We start from the raw sequence: 15943 nt of genomic DNA on the forward strand, positions 1-15943 counted from the left end.
CGCGCCGGGCTGCGGGCCACGCGCGCCCGCATTACATTCAAGGCGACGGCGCAGATGCCGCGCCCATCGCAGGCATCGAAACAATGAAACTGGTAGACGAAGCAGAAATCGAAGTGTTCGCCGGCAACGGCGGCAACGGCTGCATTGGCTTCCGTCGCGAGAAGTTCATTCCGCTCGGCGGCCCGGACGGCGGCGACGGCGGTGCGGGCGGCAGCGTGTACATCCGCGCCGACGAAAACCTGAACACCCTGGTCGACTTCCGCCATGACCGCATCTTCAAGGCGCAGCGCGGCGAGAACGGCATGGGCCGCCAGGCCTATGGCAAGGGCGGTGAAGACCTGACCATCACCGTGCCGGTCGGCACCGTGGTCATCAACGTCGCCACCGATGAAGTCATCGGCGACCTGACCCAGCACAACGACCGCCTGCTGGTGGCCAAGGGCGGCCGCGGCGGCCTGGGCAACATGCATTTCAAGAGCTCGACCAACCGTTCGCCGCGCCAGGCGCTGCCGGGCGAGCCGGGCGAAGAGCGCACGCTGAAGCTGGAGCTGAAGCTGCTGGCCGACGTTGGCCTGCTGGGCTTCCCCAACGCCGGCAAGAGCACCCTGATCCGCGCCGTCTCGGCGGCAACGCCGAAGGTGGCCGATTACCCGTTCACCACGCTGTACCCCAACCTGGGTGTGGTGAAGGTGGAGAACTACCGTAGCTTCGTGATCGCCGACATTCCCGGCCTGATCGAAGGCGCGGCAGACGGTGCCGGCCTCGGTGCGCAGTTCCTGCGCCACCTGCAGCGCACCCGCCTGCTGCTGCACCTGGTGGACATCTCGCCGATGGAAGGCGGCGTGGAAGGCATTTCGCCGGTCGAGCAGGTGCGTGCGATCGAGCGCGAACTGGAGAAGCACGATCCGGAGCTGCTGAACAAGCCGCGCTGGCTGGTGCTGAACAAGGCCGACCTGATGTTCGAAGACGAAGCGAAAGCGGCGGCCGAGCAGATCGTCGCCGAACTGGGCTGGAAGGAGCCGTGGTTCCTGGTGTCGGCGCTGGGTCGCGAAGGTACCTTCCCGATCATGAGCCGGATCATGGCGTTCTTCGATCGCCAGAAGGAAGACGAGCTGGAAGCCCGCAACGCGCAGTGATGCTGTTGTGGTTCGATGCGAAAAGCCCGGCTTCGGCCGGGTTTTTTGTTTTCCGGTAGTGCCGGCCGCTGGCCGGCATTGCCGGATCGCAGGCAACAAAAAACCCGGCCGAGGCCGGGCTTTTGTCTGCTGCCCGCACCCCGAAGGGCAGGGCGGCAACGCCGGATCAGGCGGCCTTGAGGGCCTTGATACGGTCGTTCAGGCGGCTCTTGTGGCGAGCAGCCTTGTTCTTGTGGATCAGGCCACGCGCGCTGAAGCGATCCAGGATCGGCTGGGCAACGGCGAAGGCGGCTTCGGCGCCGGCGGCATCGTTGGCGTCCAGCGCCTTGATCACTTTCTTGACAGCGGTGCGCAGCATCGAGCGCTGAGCCACGTTGCGCGCGTTGCGCACGACGGTCTGCTTGGCGCGCTTCTTGGCGGACTTGATATTGGCCACGGTGGTGGTTTCCTGAAAAAATCGGTGTTATGGGAACAGCAAGCTAGCTAGTATGATGGCGTAAGAAATGCACGTCAAGTCGATTGTCAAGAGGGACGCTGAGTGAGTTCACCCAAGTTGTTGCGGGGCCTGCTGTCGTTCAGCAGCATGACCATGGTCTCGCGCGTCCTTGGACTTGTCCGGGACTTCGTGGTGACCACCACGTTCGGCACCAACGCCATCACTGATGCTTTCTGGGTCGCCTTCAGGGTACCCAATTTCCTGCGCCGGTTGTTCGCCGAGGGGTCTTTCGCCACCGCTTTCGTGCCGGTGTTCACGGAAGTGAAGGAAACTCGCAGCCATGCCGAGCTGCGCGAACTGATGGCGCGCACCGCCGGCACCCTGGGTGGGGTGCTGATGCTGGTCACCGCTCTGGCGCTGATCTTCGCGCCGCAGCTGGCCTCGGTCTTCTCAAGCGGCGTTGATACCGATCCGGTCAAGCAGGGCCTGCTGGTCGACCTGTTCCGCCTGACCTTCCCGTTCCTGCTGTTCGTCTCGCTCACCGCCCTGGCCGGCGGCGCGCTGAACAGCTTCCAGCGCTTTGCGATGCCGGCGCTGACCCCGGTCATCCTCAACCTGTGCATGATCGCCGGCGCGCTGTGGCTGGCACCGCGGCTGGGCGGCACCCCGGAGAAGCAGATCCTGGCGCTGGGCTGGGCGGTACTGGCCGCCGGCATCCTGCAGCTGCTGTTCCAGCTGCCGTCACTGAAGGGCATCAACCTGCTGACCCTGCCGCGCTGGGGCTGGAGCCATCCGGGCGTGCGCAAGGTGATGACGCTGATGGTGCCGACCCTGTTCGGTTCCTCGGTGGCGCAGATCAACCTGCTGCTGGACACGGTCATCGCGGCCAAGCTGACCGACGGCTCGCAGTCCTGGCTGTCGCTGGCCGATCGCTTCCTGGAGCTGCCGCTGGGCGTGTTCGGCGTGGCGCTGGGGACGGTGATCCTGCCGGCGCTGGCCCGCCACCACGTCAGCACCGACCGCGAGGGCTTCTCGCGCTCGCTGGACTGGGGCCTGCGCATGACCCTGCTGATCTCGGTGCCGGCCATGCTCGGCCTGCTGCTGCTGGCCGAGCCGCTGATCGCGACCATCTTCCAGCACGGCCAGTTCAGTGCCTTCGATACCCGCATGACCGCGTTGTCGGTGTACGGCCTGAGCTTCGGCCTGCCGGCGTTCGCCCTGCTGAAGGTGGTGCTGCCGGCGTTCTACGCGCGGCAGGACACCAAGACCCCGGTACGCGCCGGTATTGCCGCGCTGGTGGCCAACATGGTGTTCAACTTCGCCCTGCTGGCCGTGTTGTACCAGGTGATGGTGCCGGACGAACTGAAGGCCCAGGGCGTGATGGCGGCCATCGGCAAGCAGCCGGGCCTGCACCTGGCGCTGGGTATTGCCAGTGCGCTGTCCAGTTACCTGAACCTGGGCCTGCTCTGGTACTGGCTGGGCAAGACCGATGTCTACCAGCGCCGCCCGGGCTGGGGCGGCTATCTGCTGCGCCTGCTGCTGGCCTGCCTGGCCATGGTCGGCGTGCTGCTGGCGCTGCTGTACTGGCTGCCGGGCTTCTCGGCGATGAGCGTGTGGGAGCGGATCGGTGCCCTGGCGGTGCTGGTCGGTGGCGGTGGTGCGACCTATGCGCTGGCGATGGTGGCGATGGGCTTCCGCCCGCGCGACCTGCGCGGGCATTGATCGCGGCCCGTGGCGGCTATACTTCAGGGTTACACCATTGAAGCGGCGGCCCCGGTCGGGCCGGAACGAGAGTTGATGAGCAGGCTGTTCAGAAGCGTCGAGGGCGGGGAGCTGTTCCCCAACGGAAGCGTGGTCTGTATCGGTGCATTCGACGGCCTCCACCTGGGGCATCGTGCGCTGGTCCGCCACGCGGTCGCCCGCGCGCGCGCCTTGGGCGTGGCCGCGGTGGCCGTGGCGTTCGAGCCGCTGCCGCGTGAATTCTTCGCCCAGGGCACGCCGCCGCCGCGGCTGACCCTGGCGCGCAGCAAGGTCGAGATCCTGCGCGAGCTCGGCGTCGATGCGATCGGCCTGCTGCGTTTCGACGCGGCCATGGCCGCCATGCCGGCCGAGGACTTCGTGCGGCGGCTGCTGGTCAATCGCCTGAGTGCGCGCGAGGTGTGGATCGGCCCGGAGTTCTGCTTCGGCAACCGCCGTCGTGGCGACCTGGCCCTGCTGCAGAAGATGGGCGCCGAACTGGGCTTCAGCGCCGGCGAGATCGAAGCGGTGGACCTGCACGGCGAGCGCATTTCCAGCACCCGCATCCGCCAGCTGCTGCAGGACGGCGACTTCGCCCGCGCCGGCGACCTGCTCGGCCGTCCGTACGCGATCAGCGGGCGGGTGGTGCGCGGGCGCCAGCTCGGCCGCACGCTGGGTTTCCCGACCGCCAACCTGCGTTTCCCGAAGACCCCGGCGCTGTCGGGCATCTACGCGACCTGGGTGCACGGCGTGTTCGACCAGCCGTGGCCCTCGGTGTCCAGCTTCGGCACGCGGCCGACGGTGGACGGCGTGGAGCCGCTGCTGGAAGCGCATCTGTTCGATTTCCAGGGCGACCTGTACGGGCGCCACATCGACGTGGAGTTCGTCGCCAAGCTGCGCGACGAAGAGAAATTCAATGATCTGGCGGCACTGACCGACCAGATGCACCGCGACGCCGAACAGGCGCGCGCCATCCTTTCCGAACATAGATTGCGAGCCACTGCGTGAGCCAGGACTACAAGACCACCCTGAACCTGCCAGCCACCGAATTCCCGATGCGCGGCGACCTGCCCAAGCGCGAGCCGGGCATTCTGGCGCAGTGGGAAGCGCAGGGGCTCTACCAGCAGCTGCGCGACAACGCCGCCGGCCGCCCGCTGTTCGTGCTGCATGACGGCCCGCCGTACGCCAACGGCCGCATCCACCTCGGCCACGCGGTCAACAAGATCCTGAAGGACATCATCGTCAAGTCGCGCTACCTGGCCGGCTTCGATGCACCCTACGTGCCGGGCTGGGACTGCCACGGCCTGCCGATCGAGATCGCGGTCGAGAAGAAGTGGGGCAAGGTCGGCACCAAGCTCGACGCGGTTGAATTCCGGCAGAAGTGCCGTGAGTTCGCCGAAGAGCAGATCAACATCCAGCGCGTGGACTTCAAGCGCCTGGGCGTGACCGGTGACTGGGACAACCCGTACAAGACCCTGAGCTTCGACTTCGAAGCCAACGAGATCCGCGCGCTGGCCAAGGTCGTGGCCAACGGCCATCTGGTGCGTGGCGCCAAGCCGGTGTACTGGTGCTTCGACTGTGGTTCGGCGCTGGCCGAAGCCGAGATCGAGTACCAGGAAAAGGAATCGCCGGCGATCGACGTGGCCTACGCCGCGCGCGATGCGCAGGCCATCGGCCAGGCGTTCGGCGTGAGCGTGCCGGCCGACGTCGAAGTGGCCGTGCCGATCTGGACCACCACGCCGTGGACGCTGCCGGCCTCGCTGGCCGTTTCGCTGGGCGCGGAGATCAACTACGTGCTGGCCGAAGGCCCGGCCCACAACGGCAAGCGCCGTTGGCTGGTGCTGGCCGCCGCGCTGGCCGAGCGCGCGCTGCAGCGCTACGGCGTGGATGAAGTGGTGCTGCACGGTGAAACCACCGGCGCGGCGCTGGAAAACCAGCTGCTGGCGCATCCGTTCTACCCGGAGCGCGAAATCCTGGTGCTCAACGGCGACCATGTCTCCGACGAGGACGGTACCGGTGCGGTGCACACTGCGCCCGGCCACGGCCAGGAAGACTTCGTGGTCAGCCAGAAGTACGGCCTGCTGGACAAGTACAACGCCGGTCAGGTCACCCCGATCGACGGCCGTGGCGTGTACCTGGAATCGACCCCGCCGGCCGGTGACGTGGTGCTGGCCGGCCAGCACCTGTGGAAGGCGCAGGAGGCCATCGTCGGCGTGCTGCGCGACAACGGTTCGCTGCTGGCCTTCCACCCGATCCGCCACAGCTACCCGCACTGCTGGCGCCACAAGACGCCGGTGGTGTTCCGCGCCACCCCGCAGTGGTTCATCTCGATGGACAAGGCCAACCTGCGCACCGATGCGCTGGCCGCCATCGACACCGTCGGCTGGTTCCCGGCCTGGGGCAAGGCGCGCATCCAGAGCATGGTCGACGGTCGCCCGGACTGGACCATCTCGCGCCAGCGCACCTGGGGCGTGCCGATCGCCCTGTTCACCCACCGCCAGACCGGCGAGATCCATCCGCGTTCGGTCGAGCTGATGCAGCAGGTGGCCGACCGAGTCGAGGCCGAGGGCATCGACGTGTGGTACTCGCTGGATGCCGCCGAACTGCTGGGCGCCGAAGCGGCCGACTACGAGAAGGTCACCGACATCCTCGACGTCTGGTTCGATTCGGGCGTGACCCATGAAGGCGTGCTCGCCGCGCGCGGCTTCGGCAAGCCGGCCGACCTGTACCTGGAGGGTTCCGACCAGCACCGCGGCTGGTTCCAGTCCTCGCTGCTGACCGGCGTGGCGATCGACAAGCGCGCGCCGTACAAGCAGTGCCTCACCCACGGTTTCACCGTGGACGAGCACGGCCGCAAGATGTCCAAGTCGCTGGGCAACGGCATCGAGCCGCAGGACATCATGAACAAGCTGGGCGCGGACATCCTGCGCCTGTGGATCGCCTCGGCCGACTACAGCAACGAGATGTCGCTGTCGCAGGAGATACTCAAGCGCAACGCCGATGCCTACCGCCGCCTGCGCAACACCGCGCGCTTCCTGCTCGGCAACCTGGATGGCTTCGATCCGGCCCAGCACCTGCGTCCTCTCGACCAGATGGTCGCGCTGGACCGCTGGATCGTGCATCGCGCGTGGGAGCTGCAGGAGAAGATCAAGGCAGCCTACGACGGCTACAACATGGCCGAGATCGTGCAGCTGCTGCTGAACTTCTGCAGCGTGGACCTGGGCTCGCTGTACCTGGACGTGACCAAGGACCGCCTGTACACGATGCCGACCGATTCGCACGGTCGCCGTTCGGCACAGAGCGCGATGTACCACATCGCCGAAGCGTTCACCCGCTGGGTGGCGCCGATCCTGACCTTCACCGCCGACGAGCTGTGGGGCTACCTGCCGGGCGAACGTGCCGGGCACGTGCTGTTCACCACCTGGTACGACGGCCTGGCGCCGCTGCCGGCCGATGCCCAGCTCAACGCCGCCGACTTCGACCAGCTGCTGGCCGTGCGCGAGCAGGTGGCCAAGGTGCTGGAGCCGATGCGTGCCAATGGTGCGATCGGTGCCGCGCTGGAAGCGGAGATCACCATCGCCGCCAGCGAAGAGCAGGCCGCGAAGTGGCAGCCGCTGGCCGATGAACTGCGCTTCCTGTTCATCAGCGGCGACGTGCAGGTGCGCCCGGCAACCACCGACGAAGTGTTCGTCAGCGCCCAGCCGACCACCAAGGCCAAGTGCGTGCGCTGCTGGCACCACCGCGCCGATGTCGGCAGCAACGCCGACCATCCCGAACTGTGCGGCCGCTGCGTGAGCAACATCACCGGCGCCGGCGAACTGCGGAGCTGGTTCTGATGAGCACTGCACGCCCGCATCCCAACGCCCTGGTCTGGCTGCTGCTGTCGGCGGCCATCATCGGCCTGGACCAGTGGTCCAAGGCCTGGGTGCTGTCGAGCCTGCCCGAGTTCCAGCCGGTGGTGGTCATCGACGGCTTCTGGAACTGGTACCGCACCTACAACACCGGTGCGGCGTTCAGTTTCCTGAGCGACGCCGGTGGTTGGCAGAAGTACTTCTTCACCGCGCTGGCGATCGCCATCAGCGGCCTGATGGCCTGGTGGCTGCGCGGCACCGCCCGCGGCAACTGGAAGGCCGCGGTGCCGTATGCGCTGATCATCGGCGGTGCCATCGGCAACGTGATCGACCGCCAGGTGCACGGCCACGTGGTCGATTTCATCCAATGGTACGTGGGCAGCTACACCTGGCCCTCGTTCAACATCGCCGATTCGGCCATCGTGGTGGGGGCCATCGGCATCGCCCTGTTTGGCCTGTTCGACGGCAAGTCCGCCAAAAAGGCGGATAATGCCAATCCGAAACCGTAAGCCGGCCGCTGCCGGGAGATTGAACTGATGGATGTGCTGCTCGCCAACCCGCGTGGTTTCTGTGCCGGTGTCGATCGTGCGATCGAGATCGTCAAGCGCGCGATCGAAACGCTGGGCGCGCCCATCTACGTCCGCCATGAAGTGGTGCACAACCGCTTCGTGGTCGACGACCTGAAGCAGCGCGGCGCGATCTTCGTCGAGGAACTGGACGAAGTGCCTGACAACAACACGGTGATCTTCAGCGCGCATGGCGTTTCGCAGGCGGTGCGCCAGGAAGCCGAGCGCCGTGGCCTGAAGGTGTTCGACGCCACCTGTCCGCTGGTGACCAAGGTCCACTTCGAAGTGGCCCGCCACTGCCGTGCCGGACGTGACGTGGTGCTGATCGGCCACGCCGGCCACCCGGAAGTGGAAGGCACCATGGGCCAGTGGAACCGCGAGGCCGGCACCGGCCAGATCTATCTGGTCGAGGATGTGGAGCAGGTGGCCACGCTGCAGATCAACCAGCCGGAAAACTTCGCCTACACCACCCAGACCACGCTGTCGGTGGACGATACGCGCGGCATCATCGATGCGCTGCGCGAGCGCTTCCCGGCCATGCAGGGCCCGAAGAACGACGACATCTGCTACGCCACGCAGAACCGCCAGGACGCGGTGCGCGACCTGGCCAAGCGCTGCGACCTCGTGCTGGTGGTCGGTTCGCCAAACAGTTCCAATTCCAATCGACTGAGTGAGCTCGCCCGTCGCGAAGGCGTGGAGAGCTACCTGATCGATGGCGCGCACGAGATCGACCCGGCGTGGGTGGCAGGCAAGCAGCACATCGGCGTCACCGCAGGTGCTTCTGCACCGCAGGTGCTGGTTGACGGCGTGCTGGCGCGGCTGGCCGAGCTGGGGGCCACCGGCGTGGGTGAGCTGGATGGCGAACCGGAATCGATGGTGTTCGCGCTGCCGAAGGAACTGCGCCTGCGCCTGGTCGACTGACCGGGCCTGACTCTGGTGGGTGCGAACCTTGGTTCGCACTGCTTCTGGATGCATTCCATCCACGCATGGCGCGGATCTGCTGCTCCCGGCCTTGTTGCCGGTTTTGCCGCTTCTGGCGGGGTTCGCGCGGGCCATGACCTTTGGCCATGGGGCCACGCATCCCACAGGCCTAGCATCGGGAAATTCTCCGCTGTTGGACGCTGCCCGATGAAAACCCGAGCCTTGGCCATGTCGTTGCTGTTCGCGCTGGCCGCCACGCCTGCATTGGCGCTGGCGCAGGCCGCGCCGCCGGCCAATGCCGCAGCGCCCGGCCTGCTGCGCATCGACGTGGATGCGCGTGACCTGGCCCGCCGCATCTTCAAGGTCACCGCCACCGTGCCGGCCAAACCCGGCCCGATGACCCTGCTGTATCCGCAGTGGATTCCCGGCAACCATTCGCCCACCGGCCCGATCGACAAGCTGGCCGGGCTGCGCGTCACCGCCAACGGCAAGCCGCTGGCCTGGCAGCGCGATCAGTTCAATGTCTATGCGTTCAAGGTGGACGTGCCCGAAGGCGTGAGCGAGATCGTCGCCCACTTCGACTTCCTGTCCTCGCAGGGCGGCAGCCAGGGCCGGGTGGTGATGACCCCGGAAATGCTCAACCTGCAGTGGAACGCCAATTCGCTGTATCCGGCGGGCGTCGATGCGCGCCAGCTGCAGGCGCAGGCCAGCGTGACCCTGCCCAAAGGCTGGTCGTTCGCCACCGCGCTGGAAACCGCGCGCCGTGACGGTGACACCGTGGTGTTCAAGCCGATTTCCTATGACCACCTGGTCGATTCGCCGTTGTTCGCCGGCGAGCACTACCAGCGCATCGACCTCGACCCGGGCGCGAAGGTGCCGGTGCACCTCAACGTGTTCGCCGACGATGCCAAGTCGCTGAAACCGACGGACGCACAGATCAAGCTCCACCGCGCGCTGGTGCAGCAGGCCGACAAGCTCTATGGCGCGCGCCACTACAACCACTACGAGTTCCTGCTGGCGCTGACTGACCGCCTCGGTGGCATCGGCCTGGAGCATCACCGTTCCAGCGAGAACAGCGCCGAGCCGGGTTACTTCACCGAGTGGGACAAGAGCGCGTGGATGCGCGACCTGCTGCCGCACGAGTACACCCACTCGTGGAACGGCAAGTACCGCCGCGGTGCCGACCTGGCCACCGCCAGCTTCAACGTTCCCATGGGCGACAGCCTGCTGTGGGTGTACGAGGGCCAGACCCAGTTCTGGGGCCAGGTATTGGCCGCGCGTTCCGGATTGTGGTCGGTCGAGCAGGCGCGCGACATGCTGGCCAATGTGGCCGCCACTTATGACCGTGGCCGTCCTGGCCTGGCCTGGCGGCCCTTGCAGGACACCACCAACGACCCGACCATCGCCCAGCGTCGCACGTTGCCGTACCGCAACTACCAGATGAGCGAGGACTACTATTCCGGTGGCCAGATGTTGTGGCTGGAAGTGGAAGGCAAGCTGCGCGAACTGAGCGGCAACCGCCGCAGCCTGGACGACTTTGCGCGCGCCTTCTTCGGGGTCGGCAATGGCGACTGGGACGTCAATCCGTACACCTTCGACGACGTGGTCACGACCTTGAACGGCATCGCGCCGTACGACTGGGCGACGTTCCTGCGCGGCCGCCTGGATGGGCACGGTCCGCTGACCGGTGGCCTGGCGCTGGCCGGCTGGAAGCTGGTCTACCGCGATACCCCGAACGCCGCCTACAAGGCGCAGGAAAAGCGCGCCAAGGGCGCATTGCTGGCCTACTCGCTCGGGGCGACCGTGCTCGACAGCGGCACGGTGGGTGACGTGATCTGGGACAGCCCGGCATTCAACGCAGGGTTGGCGCCGGGCATGAAGGTGATCGCCGTCGGCGGCCGCGAGTACAGCAGCCAGCGGCTGAAGGACGCCGTGGCCGATGCGGCCAGGGACAAGGCGCCGATCGTGCTGCTGGTCAAGCAGTTCGACCGCATCGATACGATGAACATCGACTACCACGGTGGCCTTCAGTACCCGGTGCTGGAGCGCATCGCCGGCACGCCTGATCGCCTGGCCGAGCTGTGGAAGGCGCGATGAAAGCGCGCGCCCGCGACGGCATGATCCTGCTGGTGGCGATCCTGGCCATCATTGGCGCGTACCTGCACGGTGATGGACGCTGGCTGCACTGGCTGGCGAAGCCGGCCACGACGCTGCTGATCGCCGGCATCGCCTGGCAGGTGCACGCTCCTGCGCAACCGTTCTACCGGCGCGCGGTGCTGGCCGGCATGCTGATGTCGTGCGTGGGCGACATCGCGCTGATGCTGCCGATGGATGCGTTCGTGCCTGGCCTGGTGGCGTTCCTGCTGGCCCACCTGTGCTACATCGCCGCCTTCCGCGATGGCCTGCGCGGCGGGCGCAGTCTGGTGGCTGCGAGCGTGCTGCTGGGAGCGTTCGCCGCACTCAATGTGTTGGGCCTGTGGCCGCACCTGCCGGCGCCGATGCGCATCCCGGTGCTGGCGTACGTGGTGGTGCTGGCCTCGATGGCGGTGCTGGCACTCGCACGCGCATGGGTGCGTCCTCAGGCGGCCGCGCCGGAACCGTGCAGCGCACGCTGGGCCGCTGCCGGTGCCGTGCTGTTCGTCGCCAGCGATTCACTGCTGGCCTGGGACCGCTTCGCCGGTGGCCTGCCGCTGGCCAGCCTGCTGGTGCTGTCCACCTACTACGCCGCGCAATACGCCATCGCCCGCTCGGTGAAGTAGCAAAAAGGGGACGGAGGGGATTAAGTCGTATTCGGCATCGTGGCAGAAACGACTTAATCCCCTCCGTCCCCTTTTCCGGTGCTGCGCTCAGCGGAATTGCAGGGTCAGCAGGTAGTAGCGGCCCAGTGGATCGTCCAGCCCGGGCATCTGCCCACCATTGCCGACCAGGTAGTTCACCGGTTGTGTGTCGAGCACGTTGTGCACGTCCAGCGCGGCAACGATGCGCGGGCCAAGGCGGCGTGCCAGGTGCAGGTTCCAGCGCAGCTGGCGGGGGTTCATGCAGTGGTTCTGTTCAACCTGATCCTGCGGGCACTCGGCACCGGGCAGCCAGGCGCGGGTGCGGCCGACCTGGTTGCCGCGCAGGGCGATGTCCCAGTGGCTGTTCTGCCACTGCACGTTCAGCACCGCTGCCATCTCCGGCGTCACATGGCCGCGCAGGTCGATCGCGGGTTCGTGGTCGCGCTGGCGGCGCAGTTCCTGCTGTTTCAGTGCATCCAGCGAGAACAGCCATTGGCCGTTGCTGCCGGTGTCGATGCGGTACTCGCCGCGCAGCACCCAGTTGCGCGAAGTGGTGCGGCCGATGTTGTCGAAGGACAGGCGCAGGCTGCGCAGCCTGCCTTGTTCGTCCAGCTGCCAGGTATCGCGGTTCCAGACCGCATCGTTGGGCTGCAGTGCGAGGATCTCGTTGCGCAGCTCGACGATGTTGTGGGTCAGCGACAGCGAGAACGCATCATTCGGGGACCAGGTCGCGGCCAGTGAATGGCTGCGCGAGCTCTCCGCTTTCAGCATGGTGTTTTCTTCCACGCCTGCGGTCACCCTGCAGCGTCCATCCGCGGCGCTCTGCGCACACGGCGGCAGCGCATCCGAAGCGGGCAGGGTGAGGGTGCCGAACTGGCCGGGCGGGCGCCGTTGCTCGAACAGGCTGGGGGCACGGTAGCCGCGCCCGCTGGCCAGCAGGAATGACCACTGCGGCGACGGCGTCCAGCGCAGGCCGGCCCGTGGCGAGACCGCGGTGTAGTCACCGTCACGGTCCCAGCGTGCGGCCAGGTCCATGCGAAGCGCAGGTGCCAGTGGCAGGCCGAGTTCGGCGTAGGCGCCACCACTCTGCCGCGACAGCCTGCGCTGCTGCTGCGGCAGTCCCAGCGCCAGGTCACCCTGGCTCAGCAGCGCATCGGGGTGCGAGGTCCAGCGCTCATGGCGCAGGTCGATGCCGGTGGCCAGCTGCGCATTGCCTCCCGGCAACGGCATGAGTTCGCGCTGCATGCCCCACCAGCCCTGCCATTGTTCGGTAAGGCCACGGTTGCGGATCATCGGGAACCAGGACGCCGTTTCGCCGCTGGGCAGCATGTCGAATCCGGGCAGGAACCGAAGTGACTGCGCGGCCTCGATCAACGGGGTGGCCCGCACGGTGCCCGGCGTGGACAGGCTGACATCACTGCGCTGTGCGCTGAGCCCGGCATCCCAGCTGCGCCGGCCCTGGTCGCGGCCGATGCCGAAGGTGACGTCAGCATCGGTGGCGCGAACGTGTGGGCGCACGTTGCCGGCTTCGCGCAGCACGGTGTTGAAGGTGATTCCGTACAGGGCGAGGGAAACCGCGGTGGGGCCGAGGTCGAAGCGCTGGCGGTTGTGGCTGGCGCGGGCCTCGGCATAGGCGTAGCGCCCTTCGCCACGTTCATGCCGATAGCGCAGGTAGGCCGACGCGGTATCCGAAGCGGGCTGCAGCGAGCGTGGGCGCGCACTGTCGAACCAGCAGGCACCATCGCGCCGCTTCAACGGCCCTTCGCAGCGCCGTGCAGGCCAGTAGCGGCCAGCGCCGAAGGCACCGATCAGGTATTGCGAGGTTTCCGCATGCCAGTCGCGGCGGTCGCCGGCCAGGTGGTCGACACGGTGCAGGTCGACGCCGGCGAACCAGCGATCGCCGTTGCCGCGCAGGCCGCCGGTGGCCGCCTGCAGGCGATACTGCGCGGCGTCGCCCCGGCTGCTCAGGCCGGTCTGCAGCATGGCTTCCGGCCCATCGGCCTGGTCGCGCAGGATGATGTTGACCACGCCGGACATGGCGTCAGCGCCGTAGATCGCCGAGGCACCGCCACGCACCAGCTCGATGCGTTCGACGAAGCTGAGCGGAATGCCGCCCAGGTCGGTAAGCCCTCCCTGCTCCAGCGATACCATCGGGTAGCGCGGCAGGCGCCGACCATTGACCAGGAACAGGGTGGCGCGCGGCCCCATGCCATCGAGGCTGGTAGTGGCTGCGGCACCGACCGGCAGGTACTGCGAGTCACCGCTGCGCGCGCTGCTCATCGCCGGCAGGCCATTCATGCCGGGCAGGTGCCGCAGCAGGTCGAACAGGCTGCCGTAGCCGCTGCGCAGGATGTCGTCCCGATCAATCGTGGTGACCGGCAGCGTGGTCTGCACCGAGGTGCGTGGCAGGCGGCTGCCGGTGACGTGGATCGGTGCCAGTTCCACCTGCGGCGGCGGCCGGGGGGCATCGTGGCGGGGAGCCACCACGGCCTTTGGCGTGGGTGTTGTGGCAATCGGGGCCGCACCGACGCGGCGCACCACGAAGCCACCCGAAGGCGTGCGCAGGATCGTCACCGGCATACCGGCAACCAGCTGCTTCAGGGCGGTGGCAGGATCGGTCCGGGTGTTCGCGCCGTCGCTGTGCAGTCCTGCCAGCTCACGGGCGTCGAACAGCAGCGCGATGCCGCTCTGCCGGGCCCACTGCTGCAGCGCCGACGGCAATGGGCCGGCATCGATGCGGTAGGCCTGCGTGGCCGCCGATTCGCTGGCAGTGGCCGCGGGCAGTGCAGTGGCCAACAGCGCCAGGCACAGCAGGGGGCGGAGCAGCCCCCACTGCAGCGCGCCCGGTCCTGCCATCACTGCAGGCCCCCTCAGTACGTGCGGCGCAGTTCCAGCGCGCCATCCGGGCGCGTCTGGCCAGCGACGGACCAGCCCAGTTCCAGCGCGGACAGCAACTCCTGTGCGTCGCCTGCGCGGAACGTGCCACTGACCGCCAGGTTGCTGATCTCCGGATCGGCAATCACCAGCGGTGTGCGGCCATAGCGGTTCATCCGTTCGACCACGATCGACAGCGGCGTGGCGTCGAATACCAGCTGTCCCTGCAGCCAGCCCTCGGCGGCCGCCGTGGACGACAGCGCCGGGCCCGGCTGGATGCGCCCGGAGGGCAGCACCTGCAGCTGCTGGCCCGGTGCCAGGGTGTGCTGGGCCGCACCGTTGCTCACTTCCACCGCGCCTTCCAGCAGCGCGACTTCCACCAGGCCATCGCGCAGGCGTTCGACCTGGAAGGTCGTGCCGATATCGCGGATCGTGCTGGTGCCGGCGCGCAGCTGCAGCGCCTTGTTCGACGGCGCGACCTGCAGCTGCAGGCGCCCGCGTTCAAGGTCCAGCTCGCGATGGCGCCAGCCGAAACGGGCGTGCAGCGTGGTGCCCGCGTCGAGCGTGGCCACGCTGCCGTCGGCCAGGGTCAGCTGCTGCGTTTCGTGGCTGTCATTGGCATAGCGCTGCGGCGTGGGGTTGCCGTCCACGGCCAGCATCCAGCCCACGCCGATGGCCAGGCAGATGCCGGCGGCGGCCGCGAATGCCGGCAACCAGCGGCGGCGCGGCGGTCGCGCCGCACGGGCCGCAGCGGTACGCAGCCAAGGGTCTGCCGCCAGGCCCTGGCCCTGCTGGAACAGGTTCTCGGCCTGCACCCACGCCTTTACATGGGCCGGGTTCTCGGCCAGCCAGTCCTCGAACGTTTTGCGTTCGGCCGGCGTGCAGTCCGGGGCTTCCAGCCGCGCCACCCAGGCGCTGGCGCGTTCAAACAGCGAGGCGTCTTCCGTGTGCCGGTAATGGTTCATTCCACATCCCTGTCGTTGTGCAGCGGATCCGGTCCCAACTCCTGGCGCAGGCCCTGCAGGGCACGGGCGATATGTTTTTCCACGGTCTTGGCAGTAATTCCACAGTGCCGCGCGATCTGCGTATAGCTCATGCCGGTGATCCGGTTGAGCAGGTACACCTCGCGCGCGCGCTCGGGCAGTTTGAAAAGGGCCTGCCGCAGCAGGGACAGCATCTGCCCGGACTCGGCCTGGCGCAATGGATCGGGCGACTGGCTGGTGGGCTGGTCGCTGCCATCATGCTCGGCCAACGGCAGGTGCGGTCGCGACTGCGCAGAGCGGCCGCGATCGGCCAGGCGGTTGCGGGCGATACGATACAGCAGCAGGCGCAGCTCGTCGGCGCCATGCGCGCGATAGCGGATCAGCCGCTCCATGCAGTCCTGCGCGATGTCCTCTGCATCCTCCGGCCCGACGCCCCGCGTGCGCAGGAACGCACACAACGGTGCGCGTTCTTCGCGTACGAACGCGATGAAGGCATCCGCTGGCACCGGCGGCTCCGGCGCGTGGTGGATCAGGGGGGACGGAGCGGACAGGGCTGGCCTCGGCAGACATTGGCGGATGCGTCATCGAGTTTTACGCGACGATGACCGGATGGGGAAGAGTGTGCGGCACCCCATTCTCATTGTGAATGCATTCATCATTGC

At 67.5% G+C, this 15943-nt stretch carries 12 protein-coding genes; 8 read left to right on the forward strand and 4 right to left on the reverse strand.

Annotated elements, in window-relative coordinates:
• The first annotated feature begins 83 nt into the window (after nucleotides 1-83).
• Nucleotides 84-1136 (forward strand): Obg family GTPase CgtA, encoded by a 1053-nt coding sequence (gene cgtA, locus K5L94_RS05855; RefSeq protein ID WP_006424789.1) that lies wholly within the window; start codon nucleotides 84-86, stop codon nucleotides 1134-1136.
• A gap of 166 nt (nucleotides 1137-1302) precedes the next feature.
• On the opposite strand, the gene rpsT is transcribed toward cgtA, so the two are convergent.
• On the reverse strand, nucleotides 1303-1572 hold the full coding sequence (rpsT, locus tag K5L94_RS05860; RefSeq protein ID WP_005408560.1) for a 30S ribosomal protein S20: 270 nt from the start codon (nucleotides 1570-1572) through the stop codon (nucleotides 1303-1305).
• A gap of 117 nt (nucleotides 1573-1689) precedes the next feature.
• On the opposite strand from rpsT, the gene murJ reads away from it, so the two are divergent.
• From murJ to K5L94_RS05895, 7 genes are all read left to right on the forward strand, one after another.
• Nucleotides 1690-3294, forward strand: coding sequence for a murein biosynthesis integral membrane protein MurJ (gene murJ, locus K5L94_RS05865; protein WP_180879540.1), 1605 nt, complete (start codon nucleotides 1690-1692; stop codon nucleotides 3292-3294).
• Nucleotides 3295-3369: 75 nt separating this feature from the next.
• A complete protein-coding gene (locus tag K5L94_RS05870) occupies nucleotides 3370-4317 on the forward strand; it encodes a bifunctional riboflavin kinase/FAD synthetase (RefSeq protein WP_049458439.1) in 948 nt (315 codons plus the stop codon).
• A complete protein-coding gene (ileS, locus tag K5L94_RS05875) occupies nucleotides 4314-7145 on the forward strand; it encodes an isoleucine--tRNA ligase (protein WP_164085704.1) in 2832 nt (943 codons plus the stop codon). Before K5L94_RS05870 ends, ileS begins: the two co-directional genes overlap by 4 nt.
• The gene (lspA, locus tag K5L94_RS05880; protein ID WP_008266713.1) at nucleotides 7145-7669 is read left to right on the forward strand and encodes a signal peptidase II; all 525 of its coding nucleotides are present in this window, start codon (nucleotides 7145-7147) and stop codon (nucleotides 7667-7669) included. Before ileS ends, lspA begins: the two co-directional genes overlap by 1 nt.
• 27 nt (nucleotides 7670-7696) lie before the next feature.
• Complete coding sequence (gene ispH, locus K5L94_RS05885) at nucleotides 7697-8647, forward strand: 4-hydroxy-3-methylbut-2-enyl diphosphate reductase (protein WP_005408565.1); 951 nt, start codon at nucleotides 7697-7699, stop codon at nucleotides 8645-8647.
• Nucleotides 8648-8854: 207 nt separating this feature from the next.
• Nucleotides 8855-10744, forward strand: a complete 1890-nt coding sequence (locus K5L94_RS05890; RefSeq protein WP_053449122.1) for a M61 family metallopeptidase — start codon at nucleotides 8855-8857, stop codon at nucleotides 10742-10744.
• Nucleotides 10741-11406 (forward strand): lysoplasmalogenase, encoded by a 666-nt coding sequence (locus K5L94_RS05895; protein ID WP_053449123.1) that lies wholly within the window; start codon nucleotides 10741-10743, stop codon nucleotides 11404-11406. The genes K5L94_RS05890 and K5L94_RS05895 overlap by 4 nt, the downstream gene beginning before the upstream one ends.
• Nucleotides 11407-11493: 87 nt before the next feature.
• On the opposite strand, the gene K5L94_RS05900 is transcribed toward K5L94_RS05895, so the two are convergent.
• Genes K5L94_RS05900 through K5L94_RS05910 form a run of 3 tightly spaced genes read right to left on the reverse strand, consistent with a single transcriptional unit; the run spans nucleotide 11494 to nucleotide 15787 of the window.
• Nucleotides 11494-14280, reverse strand: coding sequence for a TonB-dependent receptor plug domain-containing protein (locus K5L94_RS05900; protein ID WP_274512208.1), 2787 nt, complete (start codon nucleotides 14278-14280; stop codon nucleotides 11494-11496).
• Between the two features lie 14 nt (nucleotides 14281-14294).
• Complete coding sequence (locus K5L94_RS05905) at nucleotides 14295-15263, reverse strand: FecR family protein (RefSeq protein ID WP_274512210.1); 969 nt, start codon at nucleotides 15261-15263, stop codon at nucleotides 14295-14297.
• Entirely contained in the window at nucleotides 15260-15787 is a 528-nt protein-coding gene (locus tag K5L94_RS05910) for an RNA polymerase sigma factor (RefSeq protein ID WP_008267539.1), read from the reverse strand. The genes K5L94_RS05905 and K5L94_RS05910 overlap by 4 nt, the downstream gene beginning before the upstream one ends.
• Nucleotides 15788-15943 lie beyond the last annotated feature (156 nt).

The organism is Stenotrophomonas forensis, assembly GCF_028752115.1.
GTDB classification, from domain to species: domain Bacteria; phylum Pseudomonadota; class Gammaproteobacteria; order Xanthomonadales; family Xanthomonadaceae; genus Stenotrophomonas; species Stenotrophomonas forensis.

Coding starts and splice junctions, on each gene's coding strand:
- K5L94_RS05900 (WP_274512208.1), bottom strand. CDS start 14,280: ATGGCAGGACCGGGCGCGCTGCAGTGGGGGCTGCTCCGCCCCCTGCTG.
- cgtA (WP_006424789.1), top strand. CDS start 84: ATGAAACTGGTAGACGAAGCAGAAATCGAAGTGTTCGCCGGCAACGGC.
- K5L94_RS05890 (WP_053449122.1), top strand. CDS start 8,855: ATGAAAACCCGAGCCTTGGCCATGTCGTTGCTGTTCGCGCTGGCCGCC.
- K5L94_RS05870 (WP_049458439.1), top strand. CDS start 3,370: ATGAGCAGGCTGTTCAGAAGCGTCGAGGGCGGGGAGCTGTTCCCCAAC.
- ispH (WP_005408565.1), top strand. CDS start 7,697: ATGGATGTGCTGCTCGCCAACCCGCGTGGTTTCTGTGCCGGTGTCGAT.
- lspA (WP_008266713.1), top strand. CDS start 7,145: ATGAGCACTGCACGCCCGCATCCCAACGCCCTGGTCTGGCTGCTGCTG.
- K5L94_RS05905 (WP_274512210.1), bottom strand. CDS start 15,263: ATGAACCATTACCGGCACACGGAAGACGCCTCGCTGTTTGAACGCGCC.
- K5L94_RS05895 (WP_053449123.1), top strand. CDS start 10,741: ATGAAAGCGCGCGCCCGCGACGGCATGATCCTGCTGGTGGCGATCCTG.